This window comes from Caminibacter sp. (assembly GCF_053999135.1).
This window is the reverse complement of the sequence record NZ_JBMXVQ010000072.1, coordinates 1-4,428: the sequence shown is the minus strand read 5'-3', so window position 1 is coordinate 4,428 and position 4,428 is coordinate 1. Positions and strand designations below refer to the sequence as shown.

Here is a 4,428-nt window from a genome sequence, read left to right as displayed (position 1 = left end):
AACTGACGCAGGAGATAGCTTAAACGCTATGCAGGTGGTGCAGTTTTCAGGTTAAATAAAAAGTTGCTTTTGGTAGTTTCGCGATAGCTACCTAAAAAATAATCGCAGGTCTTACCAAGAGCCGGTGACTGCCAAAATTAGAAATTAGAACTTCCGCAAAATTACCTTCTCGGCAACCCACAGACTTGGTCGTGGGATTGATTTTTTTATTTCTCTACCGGAGAGATAAAAAAGTCAATCGCCCTGACGACACGGCGAAGCAAGTCGCCGTGGGTTGCACGGGGTCGCCACGAAACTTACTCGGCTTCGACGTAACGTTATCCAAGCCCCGTGCAACTCAAACCTGAATAGAAATGAAAGGAAAAACAATGTTACCGAGAACACAGGTTAAACCGCTTATGAAAAAATTGGCAATCAAAGAAGAAAAAAATATCGCCTATTTCCTAAAACGTCTCGAGGGCTGGATAAACAAAAACGGAAATACCACAATAAGCCTTGCAAAAGGCATAAACAAAATACTCGACGACATACATCAAAAGGAAATCCAAGAAGCCCAAGAACTGAAAAAACTAAACCTGAACGAAATAAAAAATCCTTTAATCAAGAAGTATGCAAAAGAGATTATAGAACTACATAATCAGGGGTGGGGAGTAAGACGTATCGAAAAATGGCTTTACGAGGCTCATAGAACAAAGATTTCGCATTCGAGCATATATCGCTTTATAAAACAACAAAAATCGCTTACAGAGGCTTAAAATGGCAAATTTGAGAGGGGGAAATTTTGCAAAGCAAGTAAAAGACGCTTTTCACCGCACACTTGCGCTTGGAGAGGGTAGGCATATGCAACAGGATAACTTAACTCATTCGGTGGCTTTAGCCGAAAAAAGAGAAATGTATCTCAAAGACTTTCAAAACTATTTAGAAACGAACGGTATTACAGAGGGAAAGCTCAATCAGTATATGACAGAAGACATCGTTAGAGCCTTTTTAGAGCAACGCACAGATGATTTAAGCGCAAAAAGTGCATTGGACTATACAACGGGCTTTAATTCGCTTCTAAAAGGCTTGGAACAGGCAAACGTAACAATATCTGCAAATTTAGAAAATGACTTCTTAAAAGATTTCCGAGAGACGTTCCGGGAAGAAATGAAAGAGCTTGAAATTGAAAGCGGTCGTTATATCGACAACCTGCAAGAAAAGCTGGAGGCTCTCCAAGAAATAAGATACGAGAGCTACGTAGTGGCGAAATTACAGGCTGAAACAGGTTTGAGAGTATCGGAGGCAATGGAAGTCGTAAAAAACTTTGACAAATACTACAACGAACAAAATCAAACGTTAGAGGGCGTAATCGGAAAAGGCAATCACGAATACCAACCGAAAGAAATAAGTTATCAGTTAGCCCAAGAGATACAAAAAATAGAGAACGTTCCACACTACAACACATACAATCAAGATTTAAAAGAGGTTGGAATAGACAGAAGTCACAATTTTAGAGTTACATACGCAAAAGATTTGCTCGAACATAAACTCGAACAGGGTATCGATTATAAAGAAGCTCTAAAAGAGGTATCAGAAGAGATAAACCACCATAGAACTGAAATGACGGAATATTATCTTTCGAGAGTTTAATTTTCATATTTTAAAAAAAATGAAATAATTGTTTATTGTGATTCTCAAACAAAATAAAAATTAGTTAAAATTTTATTAAAACTAAAAAAGGAGAAAGGATAATGAAAAAAGTAGGTTTTCTTTTTATCACAATTTTAATGTTATTAATGAATGGATGTGCAAATTTAAATATGAGTGATCTTTTTAAACCACCAACACCAGAAGAAATAATTAAAAATTCAAAAGATCCATATTTAACTAAAGGCTTTTTAGATTATTTTAAAAATAAAAAATTGAACAATGTTTCTATTGTTTATAGAAGTAACTATATAAAAATTCAGGATTATATTTCAGGACAACAAGGGCATGTAAATATGAATATTACAAGTGCAATTAATGAATATTTAAATCGTTATTCAAACAATGATTATATTTCTAAATTGTATATAAAATTAGCTAATGAAAGAGGTAATACTGTTAAAATGTATAAGACTTTTGTAACTCAAAAAATAGCAAAATTATTACCTATTTATGGAACAGATTATCAAGGAGTATATGCTAAATTGAATTTAGATAATTGTTATATAGAATATGATAAAAATGGTCTAATGAAATCTATTCTAATTAGAACTCACTTTTTCCCTAAAAACTTTGGAACTATGCATTATAGAGATAATTGGATTATTTTTGGAAGATTAATTAATATAGTGCAAAATAATTTACCTAATTCAGTTTTAGAAGAAGGATATATAACTACTTTTAAAATACAAAAATAATTTTCTTGATTTTTTTTCTTTTCTTTCTATAAGTGTCTATATATATTCTTGTAATATGTAATATGTAGGGTGCCGAAAAGTCCGAAATTTAGTGGTTTTAGCGTTTTAAAAAATACATTTTCAGGGTGAAAAAATACATTTTCAGGGTGAAAAAATACATTTTCAGGGTCGTAAAAAATACATTTTCAGGGTGAAAAAATACATCTATCGAGTATAGTATTGATTTTTTGTATTTTTATTTTGTATAATTTTCAAAAAAAGGCTTTAAATGGCAAAGCATATTGAAGTCAAAGGCGATTTAGAAGTAAAGAAAGCCGATATAATCATTAGAGCAAGGTATAAACTTAATCCTCTAAGTCTTAAATTTATAACGGCTCTTATTGCAGGATTAAAAAGAGGTGATGACGTTAATGAGCTGTATATATTCAAAGTTAATGATTTTAAAGAACTTACAGGGCTTAAAAGAAAAGATTTATATTGGGCGGTTAAAGAAGCTGTCAAAGAGCTTTTAGAAAAGCCTATATATATACCAAAAGGCAATGAGGGTGATAATAGTTTTTTAATGCTTAATTGGGTGTCAAGTGCCGAATATAAAGAAGGTGAGGGATTTGTAGAATTTGAAATAAGTAAAAAACTACGTCCTTATCTTTTAGAAGCCCAAAAAAAATTTTTGAAATACCGCCTTGAAAACATATTACCGCTTAAAAGCTCTTATGTAATTAGACTTTACGAAATATTAAAAGATTGGCTGGAACTTAATGCAAGATACGGAAACAAAGCCGAAAAGATTGTTAGTGTTGATGAATTTAGAGAGATGTTAGAGATACCTAAAAGTTATCAATATTCAAGCGGTATTAAATTAAGAATTTTAGAAAAAGCAAAAAAAGAGTTTGAAAAACATACAGATATTTTATTCGATTACGATGAGCTTAAAACAGGACGAAAAGTAACTCATTTAAAATTCATAATCCGCCCAAATCCCGCAAAATTACAAACCGATAACGGAGTGCAAGAAGCATATTTCAAAACACCAAAAGCATTTATAGAATTTTTAAGAAGATATTACGCAGGAACAGGGAAAGCATTTGGATTTGGAAAAAGAGAAAATGTCGGGTTTGTATGGTTTGGAATAGATAAAGACGGATTATTATATTCTTTCAAACAAAAAGATTGCGAAATGGAATATTTTGATTTTAATTCGGTTGAAAGTATGGATATTTATAGAAAGTTTTTTAAATTGGCACAAAATTCAGAACTTTACAGAGAGCTTTTAAAACAAAACGAAGATATGAGAGTTTTAAAAAAAGAGAGTCCGGAATTATTTGATGTGTTAGCCCAAGAATTTATGAATATTTTGAAAGGGAGTAATAAATGATTTTAACTTTAAAAGAACTTATTGTGTTAAAAGAGAAATTAAAAAACACTTATGCTTATCAAAATTCTAAAAAATTGAAAATAGAAGAAAAAAGTAAATTTATTGAAAGAACAGAAGATGATTTAGTGTATGATTTAGTTAAATTTTTTGAAGAAAAAATAGATTCTGAGACAATGCAAGGTAAAAAATTAAATGATAAAGTTTCGATAATATTAAAAGATTCAAAAAATGAAAATAATAAATTAATAAATGACATTCAAATAGATATACCATCAATTTAAAGAGGGGATAATATGAAAGAAATTCATCAATGGCAATTATTATTAATCCATTTTGGAGACTATTTAGATTTATTTGAAGATGAAAAAAACTATAAAAAATCCGACTTTAAAAACGGAATAAATGTAGGAAGAGAATTTTCAGAACCTCATATGGCTATTGTATTATCTCCAAACCCTTTATGTAAAGGAGATACTATTTTAGTAGTTCCAATAACAAACTATACTCCTAATGATGAAAACCATTGGGACAAAGTAGTCTTAGATGAGAATAAATACAATTTTCTTCATAAAAAAAGCTCTATTCATTTATCAGCGATTAGAAATATTTCAAAAAAACGCATTATCAAAGAAGTGAGGACATATATTCCAAAAAGTCTTCAAAGAAGTA

The 4,428-nt window shown here is 30.7% G+C and carries 6 protein-coding genes; all 6 read left to right on the top strand.

The window, feature by feature from the left end:
- The first annotated feature begins 368 nt into the window (after positions 1–368).
- Entirely contained in the window at positions 369–755 is a 387-nt protein-coding gene (locus ACXJH6_RS05770; protein WP_456470810.1) for a hypothetical protein, read from the top strand.
- A gap of 1 nt (position 756) precedes the next feature.
- Positions 757–1,629: a site-specific integrase gene (locus tag ACXJH6_RS05765; RefSeq protein WP_456470809.1), complete on the top strand. Its 873-nt coding sequence runs from the start codon at positions 757–759 to the stop codon at positions 1,627–1,629.
- Between the two features lie 101 nt (positions 1,630–1,730).
- Complete coding sequence (locus ACXJH6_RS05760) at positions 1,731–2,384, top strand: hypothetical protein (RefSeq protein WP_456470808.1); 654 nt, start codon at positions 1,731–1,733, stop codon at positions 2,382–2,384.
- Between the two features lie 268 nt (positions 2,385–2,652).
- Positions 2,653–3,759, top strand: a complete 1,107-nt coding sequence (locus ACXJH6_RS05755) for a replication initiation protein (RefSeq protein WP_456470807.1) — start codon at positions 2,653–2,655, stop codon at positions 3,757–3,759.
- Positions 3,756–4,040, top strand: coding sequence for a hypothetical protein (locus tag ACXJH6_RS05750; RefSeq protein WP_456470806.1), 285 nt, complete (start codon positions 3,756–3,758; stop codon positions 4,038–4,040). Before ACXJH6_RS05755 ends, ACXJH6_RS05750 begins: the two co-directional genes overlap by 4 nt.
- 12 nt (positions 4,041–4,052) lie before the next feature.
- The coding region (locus ACXJH6_RS05745) for a type II toxin-antitoxin system PemK/MazF family toxin (protein ID WP_456470805.1) at positions 4,053–4,428 on the top strand (376 nt) is incomplete at its 3' end.

Coding starts and splice junctions, on each gene's coding strand:
- ACXJH6_RS05770 (WP_456470810.1), top strand. CDS start 369: ATGTTACCGAGAACACAGGTTAAACCGCTTATGAAAAAATTGGCAATC.
- ACXJH6_RS05765 (WP_456470809.1), top strand. CDS start 757: ATGGCAAATTTGAGAGGGGGAAATTTTGCAAAGCAAGTAAAAGACGCT.
- ACXJH6_RS05760 (WP_456470808.1), top strand. CDS start 1,731: ATGAAAAAAGTAGGTTTTCTTTTTATCACAATTTTAATGTTATTAATG.
- ACXJH6_RS05755 (WP_456470807.1), top strand. CDS start 2,653: ATGGCAAAGCATATTGAAGTCAAAGGCGATTTAGAAGTAAAGAAAGCC.
- ACXJH6_RS05750 (WP_456470806.1), top strand. CDS start 3,756: ATGATTTTAACTTTAAAAGAACTTATTGTGTTAAAAGAGAAATTAAAA.